The sequence below is a fragment of the Sulfitobacter sp. 1A13368 genome, from assembly GCF_043557275.1.
Classification (GTDB): Bacteria; Pseudomonadota; Alphaproteobacteria; order Rhodobacterales; family Rhodobacteraceae; genus Sulfitobacter; species Sulfitobacter faviae.
In genome coordinates this window covers 1-14,712 of record NZ_JBIFFR010000008.1, presented here as the reverse complement: position 1 = coordinate 14,712, position 14,712 = coordinate 1, and the positions used below count along the sequence as shown (strand labels likewise).

Below are 14,712 nucleotides of genomic sequence, written 5' to 3'. Positions count from 1 at the left end.
GACATGACGCAACACACATTTCCCTGTATCGACGGCCATACCTGCGGGAATCCTGTACGGCTCGTCACCGGCGGCGCGCCGCTGTTGAAGGGCGCGAACATGCTGGAAAAGCGCGCGTATTTTCTGGCGGAATACGACTGGATTCGCACCAGTCTGATGTTCGAGCCGCGTGGGCACGACCAGATGTCAGGCGCCATCCTTTATCCGCCGACGCGGGATGATTGTGACATCGCGGTGCTGTTCATTGAGACCTCGGGCTGCCTGCCGATGTGCGGCCACGGCACCATCGGCACAGTCACCATCGCGCTTGAAAACGGGCTCGTTACCCCCGCCACCCCCGGCCAATTGCGCCTTGAAACCCCTGCCGGGCGGGTCGATGTGACCTACCGGCAAGAGGGGCGTTTCGTCGAAGAGGTGCGGCTGACCAATGTGCCCGCCTTCCTCCACGCCGAAGGGCTGACGGCGGAGGTCGAGGGTTTGGGCGAAGTGGTGGTCGATGTGGCCTATGGCGGGAACTTCTATGCCATCGTCGAGCCGCAGAAGAACTTCCGCGATATGGCGGATTTCTCGGTCTCCGAACTGGTTGGTCTGAGCCCCAAACTCCGTGCCGCGCTCAATGCGAAATATGAGTTCATCCACCCCGAACATCCCGCGATCAACGGGCTGAGCCATATCCTCTGGACCGGCGCCCCCCGCGCGGGAGAGGCGCACGCCCGCAACGCGGTTTTCTACGGTGACAAGGCGATCGACCGCTCGCCCTGCGGCACTGGCACCTCGGCGCGGATGGCGCAGCTGGCGGCCAAGGGCAAGCTGAATGTCGGCGATGATTTCGTGCATGAATCCATCATCGGTTCCATGTTCAAAGGCCGTGTCGAAGCGGCGGCAGAGGTGGCGGGCAGGCCCGCGATCATCCCCTCCATCGCCGGTTGGGCGCGGGTGACGGGCTTTAACACCATCTTCATCGACGAGCGTGACCCCTTCGCGCACGGCTTTGTCGTCACCTGAATTGGAGGGGCACCCCATGGCGCAAATCATCGTTCCCGCCGCGGCCCAAGGCGCGGTGCTGGCTTCCTCTGAGGGGCTGAGTTTCTGGGGCGGCGTCGATCCGGCCACGGGCAAGGTCATCGACGCGCATCACCCGCTCTGCGGTCAGTCGCTCGCGGGGAAGATCCTGCTCATGCCCACCAGCCGCGGCTCCTGCACCGGCAGCGGCGTGCTGCTGGAACTGGCGTTGAACGGTCATGCCCCTGCGGCCCTCGTGTTTCGCGAGGCCGAAGACATACTGACCTTGGGCGCGCTGATCGCGGGCAAGATGTTCGACAAGCCACTCGCGGTGCTGCGCCTCGGGGCCGAGGATTACGACCTGCTCGCCAAATCCCGCAGCGCGCGGATCACGCCTGAGATGCTCAGCACCGATGACTGGGATCTGCCCCTGTCGGACAGGCCCGCCCGAGCCCTGCATCTCACCGCCGAGGATCAGGCGATGCTGGACGGGGCCGAGGGCAAGGCCGTGCAACTGGCGATGGAGATCACCTGCACCATGGCGCGGGGGCAGGGGGCCGAGCGGCTGGTCGACGTGACGCGCGTGCATATCGACGGCTGCATCTACGCCAGCCCCGCCAACCTGCTCTTTGCCCAGACCATGGCCGATATGCGCTCGAAGGTGCGCGTGCCGACGACGATGAACGCGATCTCGGTCGATCACGGCAATTGGCGCGATCAAGGCGTGCCGCCGGATTTCGGCCTGCCCGCCAGCCGTTTGGCCGACGCCTATGTCACGATGGGCGCGCGGCCCAGTTTCACTTGTGCGCCCTACCAATTGCCGGCCCCGCCCGAACGCGGCGAGTTCATCGCGTGGTCGGAGTCCAACGCGGTGATCTATGCCAATAGCGTGCTTGGCGCGCGGACGGTGAAACATCCCGATTTTCTCGACCTGTGCATCGCGCTCACGGCGCGCGCGCCGCTCTCAGGGGTCTATCTAGAGGAACACCGCGCCCCGCGCCGGGTGATCGAAGTGGCGCTGCCCGCGCAGTATGACGAGGCGATCTGGCCGATGCTGGGCTGGCTGGCGGGGCAGGCCGCCCCGGACCGGATCCCGCTTTTGCGCGGGTTGGAGGGGGCCGCCCCGAATGATGACGATCTCAAAGCGCTCTGCGCGGCCTTTGGCACCACCTCCGCAGCCCCAATGCTGCATGTCGCCGGGATCACACCCGAGGCCGATCTGCCCCCTGTCGCGGAGGCCGATACGGTCCGCCTCACATCCGATGACCTGCGGCGTGTTTGGCGACAGTTCAACGCGGGGGCGGCGAAGGTCGACCTCGTGGCCTTTGGCAGCCCGCATTTCTCCCACGCAGAATGCCGCGCGCTCGACACCGCCCTTGCCGGGCGCAAGCGCCATGCCGACACGGCGGTGATCGTGACGCTTGGCCAAGACACGTTACAAGCGGCGCGCGATGACGGCACCGTGGCGCGGCTCGAAGCGGCGGGCGTGCAAGTCGTGCCCGATATCTGCTGGTGTTCGATCTCCGAGCCGGTCTTCCCGCCCTCGGCCAAGGTGTTGATGACGAACTCCGGTAAATACGCCCATTACGCCCCCGGACTGTCGGGCCGGGAGGTGCGCTTTGGCAGTATCGCGGACTGTGTCGAGGCAGCCGTGACCGGGCAGGCCGGGGAGGCTTTGCCGCCATGGCTGGCCGAAGAGGAAACAAGCAATGCGTAGCAGCAAGACGGTACATGTGATCTCGGCCCATGCCGAGGGCGAGGTCGGCGACGTGATTGTGGGCGGTGTCACCCCGCCGCCGGGCGAGACGCTGTGGGAGCAAAGCCGCTGGATCGCGCGGGATGAGACGTTGCGCAACTTCGTGTTGAACGAGCCGCGCGGCGGGGTGTTTCGCCATGTGAACCTGCTGGTGCCGCCGAAAGACCCCCGCGCCGATGCGGCCTTCATCATCATGGAGCCGGAGGACACGCCGCCGATGTCCGGTTCCAATTCGATCTGCGTCTCGACCGTGCTGCTCGACGGAGGCATCCTGCCGATGACGGAACCTGTGACGGAGCTAACCCTCGAAGCGCCGGGCGGGTTGGTGAAGGTTCGCGCCGAATGTCGCAATGGCAAGGCGGAGCGTATTTTCGTACAGAACCTGCCAAGTTTCGCGGCGCGTCTAGATGTGCCGCTTGAGGTCGAAGGGCTGGGCACGCTGACCGTCGATACCGCCTATGGCGGCGACAGTTTCGTGGTCGTCGATGCCGCCGCCATGGGGTTTTCGCTAGAGGCGCATGAGGCCCATGACATCGCGCGGCTCGGCGTGCGGATCACCGATGCGGCCAATGCGGCGATGCGGTTCGATCACCCTGTGAACCCCGATTGGCAGCATTTCTCTTTCTGTCTGTTCGCCGGTCCGGTCACCCGCGATCAGACCGGCCTGCGCGCCGGGGCGGCGGTGGCGATCCAGCCCGGCAAGGTGGACCGTTCGCCCACTGGCACCGCCCTTTGCGCGCGGATGGCCCTGCTGCACGCGCGGGGGGAAATGGGGCTGGAGGACAGTCTGACCACCGTGTCGCTGATCGGGTCGACCTTCACGGGGCGTATCTTGGGCGAGACGCGGGTGGGCGAACATATGGCCATCCTGCCGGAACTGTCGGGCCGGGGCTGGGTCACGGGCATCCACCAACATATGCTCGACCCCGATGACCCTTGGCCGGGCGGCTACCGCTTGTCCGATACCTGGGGCGCGCGCGGCTAGGCGCGCCCGTTGCCACGTTGAACCCCGCCGCCCGGGGCAGACCGGGCACCGATCTTTACAACCTCGCGCCGCCTCGGCGCGAAGCAGCCGTGTTTGGCTGACGCGAGGCAACGTCTTGCATGTGCTCTTCGTTTTCGATTGATTACTTTTCAATCAGAACACGAACTTTCAAACAACGGAGAGTCACCATGAAGCTATGCACCACACTCGCATCCTCCGCATTGGCGCTGAGCCTTGCGTTTCAGGCCCATGCCGCCGATGTGCCCGAGGGCGTGAATCTTGCCGACGATCAAACCTATACCTTCTGGCTGCTCGACGCGATCAAGTCGATGGACCCGCAGATCAACACCGACGTTGAAGGCTCAGACGTGCTGCGCAACCTTTTCGAGGGGCTCTACAACGAAGATGGCAACGGTGAGCTGGTCCCCGGTGTGGCGCTCGATCACGAAGTCTCGGAAGACGGCAAGACCTATACGTTCAACCTGCGCGACGACGCCAAGTGGTCCAACGGCGAGCCGGTCACCGCGAATGACTTCGTCTATTCATGGCGCCGTCTGGCCGACCCGGCGACCGCCTCGGAATACGCCTGGTACATGGAGTTGATGCAGGTCGAGAACGCGCCTGAGATCATCGCCGGGGACAAGTCCCCCGAGGAGCTGGGCATCCGCGCCATCGACGACCATACGCTTGAGGTCAAGATCACCACGCCGCTGCCCTATTTCCCGCAGATGCTGGTGCACGGCTCGACCTTCCCCGTGCTGCAAAGCGTGGTCGAGGAACATGGCGACGACTGGACCGATGCAGGCACGCTTGTCGGCAACGGCGCCTATACGCTGGTCGAACACCAGCTGGGCGAGCGTGTCGTGATGGAGAAGAACGACACCTATTGGGACGCCGAGAACGTGGTGATGGAAGAGATCATCGCGCTGACGATCAACGACGTGAACCAAGCCCTGACCCGCTATCTGGCCGGTGAGCTGGACCGCGTGGACATCCCCGCCGGGCAGTATCCGCGCCTGAAGAAAGAGTACCCCGAACAGGCGGTCTCGACCCCCTATAACTGCTCCTACATCTACATGCTGAACGTGGGCGACAAGGGGCCCGAGGCGCTGAAAAACGTCAATGTGCGCAAGGCGCTGGCCTATGCCATCGACCGCGACATCATCGTCGACCGCATCCTGCAAGGCGGCCAGAAACCTTCGTACAACTGGACCCACTGGGCGATCGCCGATTTCGAGCGTCCCGAACTGGACTGGGCCGACAACATGGATCAGGCGCAGCGCGTGGAGAAAGCCAAGGAGCTGCTGGCCGAGGCAGGCTACGGGCCCGACAACCCGCTGGATCTGACGCTGCAGTACAACACCTCGGAAGATCACAAGAAGATCGCCATCGCGGCCTCGCAGATGCTCAAGCAGATCGGCGTGAACCTCACGCTCGACAACTATGAGTGGAAGGTCCACACCGACCGGATGCAGAACCAAGACTACGACATGGCGCGTTATGCTTGGTGCGGTGACTACAACGAGGCGTCGACCTATCTCGACCTCATGACCTCCTATTCGGGCCACAACAACGGCGAGTTCTATAACGACGCCTATGACAAGCTCATGAAGGACAGCAAGACCGCCGAAGATCCGCAGCCGCTTTATCAAGAAGCGGAGAAGATTTTGGCCGAGGAAATGCCGATCATCCCGATCTACCACTACGCGAACGTCGACATGATCGCGGAAGACATCGAAGGTCTGCCTGAGAACAACGTGAACAACACGTGGTACGGCAAAGACCTCTACCGTACCGCGGAGTAACCTCTCGACATTCGGGCAGCCCGGCGGTTATGGCACGGGCTGCCCGATTCTATTCTACACCCCCACAAACCCCGTATTCGGAGCGCGCGCCTCTTGCTCAGTTACATCCTCAAGCGCCTTGCTATCGCTATTCCGACGCTTCTGGTCTTGATCGTCATCTCCTTCCTGCTGATGCATTCCGCCCCCGGCGGCCCCTTCACCTCGGAGCGCGAGTTGCCGCCGCAGGTGTTGGCCAACCTCAATGCGAAATACGGGCTCGACGATCCGCTGTGGAAGCAGATCACAACTTACGTCTGGGGCATCGTGACCGAATTCGATTTCGGGCCGAGCTTTGTTTACAAGGACCGTTCGGTGAACGAGATCATCGCCCAAGGTTTCCCGATCACGCTCACCTATGGCCTTTTGTCCTTCGCCGTGGCGGTCATCGTCGGCGTGAGCCTCGGCGTCGCCGCCGCCGTGCGGCACAACTCGGCGCTGGACTATGCCGCCGTCGGCGTCTCCATCGGGGCGCAGGTGCTGCCGAACTTCGTGATGGCGCCGATCCTCGTGCTGGTCTTCACGCTCTGGCTTGGCTGGCTGCCGGGTGGCGGCTGGCAGGGACCGGAATATTGGATCATGCCAGTGATCGCCCTGTCCACGTCCTTCATGGCGTCGATTGCGCGGATTACCCGCTCCTCGATGCTGGAAGTGCTGACCTCCAACCACATCCGCACCGCCCGCGCCAAAGGGCTGCCCGAGCGCCGAGTCATCCTCCGCCATGCGTTGAAACCTGCGATGTTGCCCGTAATCTCCTACCTTGGGCCGGCCTTTGTCGCGATGATCACCGGCTCCGTGGTGGTCGACATCTATTTCTCCACCGGCGGCATCGGGAAGGCCTTCGTCGACAGCGCGCTCAACCGCGATTACGCGGTGATGATGGGGGTGACGATCCTCGTCGGCGCGCTGACGATCTTCTTCAACCTCGTGGTCGACATCCTGTACGGATGGATCGACCCCAAGATCCGGTACTGACATGGTGATGACATCCGAACAACGGGTCGAAGCCAGCGAGCTTGCGGGCAAGGGGCGCTCCCCTTGGGCCGATGCGCGGCGGCGGTTCTTTCGCAACAAGGCGGCGCTGATGGGATTGGTGATCCTCGGCTTCGTGGTGGCTTTCGCGCTCTTCGGCAACAGCCTTGCGCAATGGTCGAACGAGGAACTCGACTACAACGTCATGGGCCAGATCGTGGAACTCGGCGGGCCGTCTATTGAAAGCGGCCATTACTTCGGCACCGACGATCTGGGCCGCGACCTCTTCGCCCGTACCGTACAGGGCACCCAGATTAGCCTCGCCGTCGGCCTCGTGGGCGCGCTGATCGCCTGCGTGGTCGGCACGCTATACGGCGCGGTGGCGGGCTACTTCGGCGGGCGCACCGACAGCATCATGATGCGCCTCGTCGATATCTTCATGGCCGTGCCTTATATGTTCGTGCTGATCCTGCTCTTGGTCATGTATGGCCGCTCGATCACCATCCTTTTTGCTGGCGTCGGCCTGATTTCCTGGATGGAGATGGCCCGCATCGTGCGCGGCCAGACCCTGACCATCAAGGGCCGCGAATTCGTCGAGGCCGCCCGCGCCACCGGCGTCTCGGCCCCGGTCATCATCCTGCGCCACATCGTGCCCAACCTTCTGGGTGTTATCGCCGTCTATGCCACGCTGCTGGTCCCGCTGATGATCCTGACCGAAAGCTTCATTTCCTTCCTCGGCCTCGGCGTGCAGGAGCCGCTGACCTCCCTCGGGGCGCTGATCTCCGAAGGGGCGGGCACCATCGCCTATGGCACCACCTGGCAGTTGGGCTTCCCGCTGCTGTTCTTCTGTCTCACGCTGTTCGGCCTGTTCTTCATCGGCGACGGGCTTCGTGACGCGCTCGACCCCAAGGATCGCTGATGTCTCTGTTGGAAATCGACAAGCTCTCCGTCACCTTCGACGGCGAAGACGGCCCCGTACATGCGGTCAACGACCTGTCGCTCTCGATCAACCGGGGCGAGACCCTCGGCATCGTCGGCGAAAGCGGCTCGGGCAAATCGCAGACCGCATTCTCGATCATGGGACTGCTAGCGCCCAACGGGCGCACCGGTGGGTCGATCCGTTTCGATGGGCAAGAAATCCTCGGCGCCAAGCCCAAGGTACTGAACAAGATCCGGGCCGAGCGCATCGCGATGATTTTTCAGGACCCGATGACCTCGCTCAACCCCTACATGCGGATCAGCGACCAGATGACCGAGGTGCTGACCCTGCACCAAGGCCTGTCCAAACGCGATGCGCTCGCGGAATCGGTGCGGATGCTGGACGCGGTGAAAATCCCGGCGGCCAAGGAACGCATTCGCCTCTTCCCGCATGAGTTTTCGGGGGGCATGCGCCAGCGGGTGATGATCGCCATGTCGCTGCTGTGCAAACCCGATCTGCTGATCGCCGACGAGCCGACCACCGCGCTCGACGTCACCGTACAGGCGCAGATCATGGACCTCTTGGGCGATCTGCAAAAGGATTTCGGGATGGCCACGATCCTCATTACCCATGACCTCGGCGTTGTCGCAGGCTTCTGCGAGCGGGTGCTGGTCATGTACGGCGGTCGGGTGATGGAGCAAGGCCCGACCGAGCCGCTCTTTGCCCAGCCGACGCATCCCTACACCCGCGGCCTTCTCGCCGCCGTGCCGCGCGTCGATGACGAGGATGCCACGATGAAGGCGATCCCCGGCAACCCACCGAACATGGCCGCCCCGCCCGAGGGCTGTCCCTTCCGCCCGCGGTGCAACTACGCCGGTGACGATTGCCGCGTCATGCCGCCGCTCGCCCCGTTCGACACGGACCGCGCCCGCGCCTGCCACCGTCCCATCGCGGAGGTCACCTCATGAGCCCGCTTCTTTCGGTCCGCGACCTGCACGTCAAATTTCCGATCACCCGCGCCGGCGACATGCCATGGACCAAGCCGCGCATCCTGCATGCGGTCAACGGGGTCAGCTTCGATCTCGAGCCCGGCAAGACCCTCGGCGTTGTGGGCGAATCCGGCTGCGGCAAATCCACCCTCGCGCGCGGGCTGATCCAGATGGTGCCCGCCGAAGGTCAGGTCATGTGGCAGGGCGAGACCGATCTTCTGTCGCTCAGCCCCCGCCGGATGAAGCCCTACCGGTCCGAGGTCCAGATGGTGTTTCAGGACCCGCTCGCCTCGCTCAATCCGCGCATGACGCTGGGCCAGATCATCGCCGAGCCGCTGAAGACCCACCGCCCCGACGTGCCCGCCCGCGAGCGTCGCGCCCGGGTGGCGCAGATGATGGAGCGCGTGGGTCTGCTGCCGCAGATGATCAACCGCTACCCGCATGAGTTCTCCGGCGGCCAGTGCCAGCGCATCGGCATCGCCCGCGCGTTGATCGTCGAGCCGAAGCTCCTGATCTGCGATGAGCCGGTTTCGGCGCTCGACGTCTCGATTCAGGCGCAGGTGATCGAGCTTCTCAAAGAGTTGCAGCGCGATCTGGGGCTCGCGATGATCTTCATCGCCCATGACCTCAGCGTAGTGAAGAACATCTCGGACGAGGTCATGGTGCTCTATTTGGGCCGCGTGATGGAGAAGGCGCCGAAGGCGCAGCTCTACGACGACCCGCAGCATCCCTACACGCAGGCGCTGCTTTCGGCCGTGCCGATCCCCGACCCGATCGCCGAGCGCGCCAAGAAGATCGTGCCGATGACCGGCGACATGCCCTCGCCGATGAACCCGCCCTCGGGCTGCGTTTTCCGGGGCCGTTGCCCGCGGGCGCAGGCCGATTGCGCGCAGGTGGTGCCGCAACCGGGCGAGTCGCTGCATCAAGTCGCTTGCATTCACCCCGGCCCGTTGCAAGCCAGCGAGACCGCGGCGCAGTAAGTCTTCGGTCGGTTTCGATACGAGAATTCTATAACATTCAGCCCCTTAGGGGCGGTTTGCGTTCGCCACCGCCCCGCCCCATCCGCGAAAAATGATATACGTCTATCAAAAATGATTGACGTCTATCAAAATTTCCCCCTAGATAGGCCCCGAGATGCGCAGGCTGGGAGGGCCAGCGCGCGGGGGAGGGGCCATGACAAGTCCGACGTTAAGCGATGTCGCACGCGCTGCCGGGGTGAGCTATGCCACCGCGGACCGGGTGATCAACAACCGCGGCAACGTGGCGGAAAAGTCCATCGCCAAGGTGCGCGAAGCGGTCGCAGCACTTGGCTATGTGCGCAATGTCGCGGCGGCGAACCTGTCACGCGGGCGGGTCTACCGGCTCGCTTTCCTGATCCCCCGCGGCTCCAACGCCTTTTTCAACCGCATCCGTCAACACATCGACCATACTGCCGCCCATCAGGCCACCGAACGCGTCTCCGCCGAGGTGATCGAGGTCGCGGCCTTTGCCGTCGAAGGGCTGCAAGACAGCATCTCGGACCTGCTGGAACGGGATTTCGACGGTGTCGCCATCGTCGGCTTGCAAAGCGCGGCGCTTGAGGCGCCTTTGGCCGCCCTGCGGGACAAGGGGGTGGCCGTGGTGGGCCTCGTCTCCGACCTGCCGCAGGCCGCCCGCGCCGCCTATATCGGGATCGACAACATCGCCGCCGGGCACACCGCGGGGCGCATGGTGGGGCTTGCCCATGGCGGGCAGGGCGGGCGGGTGCAGACCTTTGCAGGCTCGCTGGACGCGCGCGACCACGCGGAGCGTCTGACCGGCTTTCGCGAAGTGTTGCAGGCCGATTTCCCACAGGTTGAATTGCTGGATCCGATCATGACGAAGGACGACGCGCAGGTGCTGAACGCGCAGACGCGTCAGGCGCTCGACCACACGGAGCTGACAGCACTTTACAACGTGGGCGCGGGCAACAGTGGGTTGGTCGCCGCCCTGCAAGAGGGGCAGGCCACACGGCCCTTCTGCGTGGTGCATGAACTGGTGGCCCATTCACGTCAGGCGCTGCTTGATCGGCATATCGATCTGGTGATCGACCAGCGCCCGGATGTCGAGATCAACCGCGCCTTCACCGTCTTGCGCGCGCTGATCGACCAAAAGGAATTGCCGCCGATGCCGGACCTCGTGCCGACGATTTATGTGCGGGACAATCTGCCCGCCGACACATTGACCGATAAGATGAAGGCCAAGATAGATGACTGATTTCTTTAAAGATATAAAGCCCCTCACCTATGATCCCGAGGGGGCCGATCTGGCCTTTCGCCACTACAACCCTGACGAGATCGTCATGGGCAAACGGATGGAAGATCACCTGCGTTTCGCCGTGGCCTATTGGCATTCCTTCGCATGGCCGGGCGGTGATCCCTTTGGCGGGCAGACGTTCGACCGCCCGTGGTTCGGTGATACGATGGAGATGGCGCGCCACAAGGCCGATGTGGCCTTTGAGATGTTCGACCTGCTGAACGCGCCTTTCTTCTGCTGGCACGATGCCGACATCCGCCCCGAGGGTGATACATTCGCCGAAAGCCTGCGCAATTTCGAAGAGATCATTGATTATCTCGGCACCAAGATGGAAGGCTCCAAAACCAAGCTGCTTTGGGGCACGGCGAACCTCTTTGGTCACCGGCGTTTCATGTCGGGCGCGGCCACCAACCCCGACCCTGAGATTTTCGCTTGGTCCGCCGCCACGGTCAAAGCCTGCATGGACGCGACCCATAAGCTGGGCGGTCAGAACTACGTCCTCTGGGGCGGGCGCGAAGGTTATGAGACCCTGCTGAACACCGACCTGAAACGCGAACGCCAGCAGGCCGGGCGCTTCTTGCAGATGGCGGTGGAGTACAAACACAAGATCGGCTTCAAAGGCGCCATTCTGGTTGAGCCCAAGCCGCAGGAACCGACCAAACACCAGTATGATTTCGATGTCGCCACGGTCTATGGTTTCCTCAAGGAATTCGGGCTTGAGAACGAAGTTCAGATGAACATCGAACAGGGCCATGCGATCCTTGCAGGCCATTCGTTCGAGCATGAACTGGCGCTCGCCGCGTCACTGGGCATTTTTGGCTCCATCGACATGAACCGTAACGACTATCAATCGGGCTGGGACACGGATCAATTCCCCAACAACGTGCCCGAAGTGGCGCTGGCCTATTACGAGGTGCTGAAGGCGGGTGGTTTCACCACCGGCGGCACCAATTTCGACGCCAAGCTGCGGCGGCAATCGCTCGATCCGGTTGATCTGGTCGCGGCCCATGCGGGCGCGATGGATGTCTGCGCGCGGGGCTTCAAAGCCGCCGCCGCCATGCTGGAGGATGGCACGATTGAGGCCATGCGCGCCGAGCGCTACGCGGGGTGGGAGACGCCCAAGGCCAAGGCGATGCTGGAGGGGGATCTGGCCTCGATCGCCGCGCAGGTCGTCCAAGACGGCATTAACCCGCAGCCCCGCTCGGGCCGGCAGGAAATTCTGGAGAACATCGTGAACCGGTTCGTTTGAGCCGGGGAAAGGGAGGAACATTATGAAGACGATCAAGGGACCGGCGCTGTTTCTGGCGCAATTCGCGGGCGATGAGGCGCCCTTCAACTCTTGGGACAGCATCACCAAATGGGCCGCCGATTGTGGCTACAAAGGCGTGCAGGTGCCCAGTTGGGACGCGCGGCTGATCGACTTGGCTAAGGCCGCGTCGAGCAAGGATTACTGCGATGAGTTCAAGGGCAAGGCGGTTGAAAACGGCGTGGAGGTGACCGAGCTTTCGACCCACCTTCAGGGTCAGTTGGTCGCCGTGCATCCGGCCTATGACACGGCCTTTGACGGCTTCGCCGTCGAAGAAGTGCGCGGCAATCCCAAGGCGCGGCAGGAATGGGCGGTCGAGCAGGTGAAACTGGCGCTTTCGGCGTCCAAGAACATGGGGATCGGGGCGCATGCGACCTTCTCGGGCGCTTTGGCTTGGCCTTATGTCTACCCTTGGCCGCAGCGCCCGGCGGGGCTGATTGAGACGGCCTTTGACGAACTCGCCGCGCGTTGGCTACCGATCCTGAACCACGCCGAAGATTGCGGCGTCGACGTCTGCTATGAGGTCCACCCCGGCGAAGACCTGCATGACGGCATCACCTATGAGATGTTCTTGGAGCGTACGGGCAATCACGCGCGCGCTAACATGCTCTATGACCCTAGCCACTACGTCCTGCAATGTCTTGATTACATTGATAACATCGACATCTACAAAGACCGGATCAAGATGTTCCACGTCAAGGATGCCGAGTTCAATCCGACCGGGCGTCAGGGGGTCTATTCGGGCTATCAAAGCTGGACGGACCGCGCCGGGCGGTTCCGGTCGCTGGGTGACGGACAGGTTGATTTCGGCGCAGTCTTTTCCAAAATGGCGGCGAATGATTTCGATGGCTGGGCCGTGGTGGAATGGGAATGCTGCCTCAAACACCCCGAAGACGGGGCGCGTGAGGGGGCGCAATTCGTCTCAGATCACATCATTCGCGTGACCGACAAAGCCTTTGACGACTTCGCCGATGGCGGCACCGATGAGGCGGCAAACCGCAAAATGCTAGGGATCGACTGATGGCACGTATTCGACTTGGCATGGTGGGCGGCGGCAATGACGCCTTTATCGGCGGGGTGCACCGCATCGCCTCGCGCATCGACGACCGGTTCGATCTGGTCGCGGGCGCGCTGTCTTCAACCCCCGAAAAATCCGCCGCCAGTGCGGAGGCCTTGGGCATCCCGCGCTCCTACGGCAGTTTCGAGGAGATGGCCGAGGCCGAAGCCGCCCGCGAGGACGGGATTGAGGCGGTCTCAATAGTCACGCCCAACCACGTTCATGCCGCTGCCGCAAAGGCCTTCTTGGCCAAGGGCATCCATGTGATCTGCGACAAGCCCCTGACCTCCACGCTGGAGGATGCGGAGGCGTTGGCGGCCAGCGTCGCCGAGGCCGAGGCGCTTTTCATCCTCACCCATAATTACACCGGCTATCCGATGATCCGCCAAGCGCGGGCCATGGTGGCGGCAGGCGATCTGGGCGAGATCCGGATCGTTCAGGCGGAATACCCGCAGGACTGGCTGACCGCGCCGATGGAGAACGAAGGCGTCAAACAGGCCGAATGGCGCACCGATCCCGCACGCTCGGGCGCGGGCGGCTCGGTGGGCGATATCGGCACCCATGCCCATAACCTCGCCTGTTTTGTCAGCGGTCTGGAGGTCGAAAGCCTTGCCGCCGATCTGCAAAGCTGGGGCGCGGGGCGAAAGCTGGATGACAACGCCCATATGATGCTGCGCTTCGCCGGTGGCGCGCGCGGCATGCTGTGGTCAAGCCAAGTGGCTCCGGGCAATGAGAATGCGCTGAAACTGCGTATCTATGGCGACAAGGGCGGTTTGGAATGGTCGCAAGAGGACCCCAATTACCTGTGGTTCACGCCCTTGGGAGAGCCGAAGCGCCTGATCACCCGCAACGGGGCAGGGGCGTCTGAGGCGTCGCAATCCGTAAGCCGCATTCCCGGCGGCCACCCCGAAGGGTACCTCGAAGGGTTCGCCACGATCTATAACGAGGCCGCCGATGCGATCCGCGCGGTGCAGGGCGGGGCGAGCCGCGAAAGCGCCATGGGTTTGCTGCCGGACATCACGGCGGGCATGGCGGGGATGCGTTTCATCAACGCCTGCGTCACCTCCTCGGCCAATGATGCGGCGTGGACCAAGCTATGAGTGCCACCCCCGTTCTTGCCCTGCGCGACGTGAGCAAGAGCTTCGGCTCGATCGAAGTGCTGCACGGCGTGACCCTCGCGCTAGAGCCGGGGACCGTTCATGCGCTGATCGGTGAGAACGGGGCGGGCAAATCGACGACGATGAAGATCATGGCGGGCTATCAACTGCCCTCCAAAGGCGCTGTCGAACTTGACGGTGCAGCGGTCCGTTTCGACAGTCTGCACGAGGGCGAGATGGCCGGGATCGTGATGATCCACCAAGAGTTCAACTTGGCGGAACAACTCACCGTTGAGCAGAACATCTTTCTGGGCCGCGAGTTGAAACGCGGGCCGCTGCTCGACAAGGCCGAGATGCGGCGGCGGACGCGGGACTATCTTGATCGGGTGGCCTGCAACGTCTCTCCGGATGCGCTGGTCTCGCGCCTGTCGAACTCGGACAAACAGATGGTCGAGATCGCCAAGGCCCTGTCGCGCGATGCGCGGGTGCTGATCATGGACGAGCCGACGGCGGT

The 14,712-nt window shown here is 63.3% G+C and carries 13 protein-coding genes; all 13 read left to right on the top strand.

Annotated elements, in window-relative coordinates; all coding sequences use genetic code 11:
- Window positions 1–3 precede the first annotated feature (3 nt).
- Window positions 4–1,005, top strand: coding sequence for a 4-hydroxyproline epimerase (locus ACGYK4_RS15170; protein ID WP_394457241.1), 1,002 nt, complete (start codon window positions 4–6; stop codon window positions 1,003–1,005).
- 16 nt (window positions 1,006–1,021) lie between these two features.
- A complete protein-coding gene (locus ACGYK4_RS15165; RefSeq protein WP_394457239.1) occupies window positions 1,022–2,719 on the top strand; it encodes an aconitase X in 1,698 nt (565 codons plus the stop codon).
- The gene (locus ACGYK4_RS15160) at window positions 2,712–3,743 is read left to right on the top strand and encodes a proline racemase family protein (RefSeq protein WP_394457237.1); all 1,032 of its coding nucleotides are present in this window, start codon (window positions 2,712–2,714) and stop codon (window positions 3,741–3,743) included. The genes ACGYK4_RS15165 and ACGYK4_RS15160 overlap by 8 nt, the downstream gene beginning before the upstream one ends.
- Window positions 3,744–3,931: 188 nt before the next feature.
- Window positions 3,932–5,548, top strand: coding sequence for a peptide ABC transporter substrate-binding protein (locus ACGYK4_RS15155; RefSeq protein WP_394457235.1), 1,617 nt, complete (start codon window positions 3,932–3,934; stop codon window positions 5,546–5,548).
- Window positions 5,549–5,641: 93 nt separating this feature from the next.
- Window positions 5,642–6,559: an oligopeptide ABC transporter permease OppB gene (gene oppB / locus ACGYK4_RS15150; protein ID WP_394431311.1), complete on the top strand. Its 918-nt coding sequence runs from the start codon at window positions 5,642–5,644 to the stop codon at window positions 6,557–6,559.
- 1 nt (window position 6,560) lies between these two features.
- Complete coding sequence (locus ACGYK4_RS15145) at window positions 6,561–7,475, top strand: ABC transporter permease subunit (protein WP_394431313.1); 915 nt, start codon at window positions 6,561–6,563, stop codon at window positions 7,473–7,475.
- A complete protein-coding gene (locus ACGYK4_RS15140) occupies window positions 7,475–8,443 on the top strand; it encodes an oligopeptide/dipeptide ABC transporter ATP-binding protein (protein WP_394457233.1) in 969 nt (322 codons plus the stop codon). The genes ACGYK4_RS15145 and ACGYK4_RS15140 overlap by 1 nt, the downstream gene beginning before the upstream one ends.
- Entirely contained in the window at window positions 8,440–9,444 is a 1,005-nt protein-coding gene (locus ACGYK4_RS15135; RefSeq protein ID WP_394457231.1) for an ABC transporter ATP-binding protein, read from the top strand. The genes ACGYK4_RS15140 and ACGYK4_RS15135 overlap by 4 nt, the downstream gene beginning before the upstream one ends.
- 193 nt (window positions 9,445–9,637) lie before the next feature.
- Window positions 9,638–10,699, top strand: coding sequence for a LacI family DNA-binding transcriptional regulator (locus ACGYK4_RS15130; RefSeq protein WP_394457229.1), 1,062 nt, complete (start codon window positions 9,638–9,640; stop codon window positions 10,697–10,699).
- Window positions 10,692–11,987, top strand: a complete 1,296-nt coding sequence (xylA, locus tag ACGYK4_RS15125) for a xylose isomerase (RefSeq protein WP_394457227.1) — start codon at window positions 10,692–10,694, stop codon at window positions 11,985–11,987. Before ACGYK4_RS15130 ends, xylA begins: the two co-directional genes overlap by 8 nt.
- Before the next feature lie 22 nt (window positions 11,988–12,009).
- Window positions 12,010–13,065, top strand: coding sequence for a sugar phosphate isomerase/epimerase family protein (locus tag ACGYK4_RS15120; RefSeq protein ID WP_394457226.1), 1,056 nt, complete (start codon window positions 12,010–12,012; stop codon window positions 13,063–13,065).
- The gene (locus ACGYK4_RS15115) at window positions 13,065–14,201 is read left to right on the top strand and encodes a Gfo/Idh/MocA family protein (RefSeq protein WP_394457225.1); all 1,137 of its coding nucleotides are present in this window, start codon (window positions 13,065–13,067) and stop codon (window positions 14,199–14,201) included. Before ACGYK4_RS15120 ends, ACGYK4_RS15115 begins: the two co-directional genes overlap by 1 nt.
- On the top strand, window positions 14,198–14,712 hold a 515-nt coding region (locus ACGYK4_RS15110), incomplete at its 3' end, for an ATP-binding cassette domain-containing protein (protein WP_394457223.1). The genes ACGYK4_RS15115 and ACGYK4_RS15110, both read left to right, overlap by 4 nt.

Bases quoted from the DNA above. Each gene is read 5' to 3' on its own strand.
- ACGYK4_RS15130 (WP_394457229.1), top strand. From the start codon at position 9,638: ATGACAAGTCCGACGTTAAGCGATGTCGCACGCGCTGCCGGGGTGAGC.
- ACGYK4_RS15170 (WP_394457241.1), top strand. From the start codon at position 4: ATGACGCAACACACATTTCCCTGTATCGACGGCCATACCTGCGGGAAT.
- ACGYK4_RS15160 (WP_394457237.1), top strand. From the start codon at position 2,712: ATGCGTAGCAGCAAGACGGTACATGTGATCTCGGCCCATGCCGAGGGC.
- ACGYK4_RS15135 (WP_394457231.1), top strand. From the start codon at position 8,440: ATGAGCCCGCTTCTTTCGGTCCGCGACCTGCACGTCAAATTTCCGATC.
- ACGYK4_RS15155 (WP_394457235.1), top strand. From the start codon at position 3,932: ATGAAGCTATGCACCACACTCGCATCCTCCGCATTGGCGCTGAGCCTT.
- ACGYK4_RS15140 (WP_394457233.1), top strand. From the start codon at position 7,475: ATGTCTCTGTTGGAAATCGACAAGCTCTCCGTCACCTTCGACGGCGAA.
- ACGYK4_RS15165 (WP_394457239.1), top strand. From the start codon at position 1,022: ATGGCGCAAATCATCGTTCCCGCCGCGGCCCAAGGCGCGGTGCTGGCT.
- ACGYK4_RS15145 (WP_394431313.1), top strand. From the start codon at position 6,561: ATGGTGATGACATCCGAACAACGGGTCGAAGCCAGCGAGCTTGCGGGC.
- ACGYK4_RS15120 (WP_394457226.1), top strand. From the start codon at position 12,010: ATGAAGACGATCAAGGGACCGGCGCTGTTTCTGGCGCAATTCGCGGGC.
- xylA (WP_394457227.1), top strand. From the start codon at position 10,692: ATGACTGATTTCTTTAAAGATATAAAGCCCCTCACCTATGATCCCGAG.
- ACGYK4_RS15115 (WP_394457225.1), top strand. From the start codon at position 13,065: ATGGCACGTATTCGACTTGGCATGGTGGGCGGCGGCAATGACGCCTTT.